This window comes from Rahnella sp. P4_A8, assembly GCF_056402435.1.
The window spans coordinates 1-698 of sequence record NZ_JBFUHK010000336.1; the positions used below are offsets into that span (position 1 = coordinate 1).

A 698-nucleotide genomic window follows, 5' to 3' on the forward strand; every position below is an offset into this window, starting at 1 on the left:
GAGCGGTGAAGATGATGTCGTATTCTCTGATTCTTCTGATTTCGCCGCTAACATCGAATTCGCAGAAGCGCTGGCACCCGCAACGCCACGAGCTGCAGCAACAGAAGAAATGCGGATTGTCGAAACGCCGGACGCAAAAACTATCGCTGAACTGACAGAACAGTTCCAGGTTCCGGTTGAGAAAACGGTGAAAACTCTGATGGTTCATGCAACAGCGGAAAGCGGTCATAAACTGGTTGGTTTGCTGGTTCGTGGTGATCATGAGCTGAACGAAATCAAAGCCGAGAAGCTGTCACAAGTTGCTGCACCACTAACATTTGCAACGGAAGCGGAGATTCGTGAAATCGTCGCGGCTGGCCCGGGTTCACTCGGTCCGGTTAATCTGCCAATGCCAATCGTCGCGGATCGTACTGTTGCTGCAATGAGCGATTTCAGCGCAGGCGCTAACATCGACGGTAAACACTATTTCGGAATTAACTGGGATCGCGATGCTGCGCTGCCAGAAGTAGCCGATATCCGTAATGTGGTAGCCGGTGATCCAAGCCCTGATGGTCAGGGAACGCTGGTCATTAAACGCGGTATCGAAGTCGGTCATATCTTCCAGCTGGGAACCAAATATTCCGAAGCGATGAATGCTACCGTTCAGGGCGAAGATGGCCGTAACCAGTTGATGACCATGGGTTGTTACGGTATTGGTG

The 698-nt window shown here is 51.4% G+C and carries 1 protein-coding gene; it reads left to right on the plus strand.

From position 1 onward, the window contains the following. The coding region (locus AC1DUO_RS25840) for a YbaK/EbsC family protein (RefSeq protein WP_477989574.1) at window positions 1-698 on the plus strand (698 nt) is incomplete at both ends.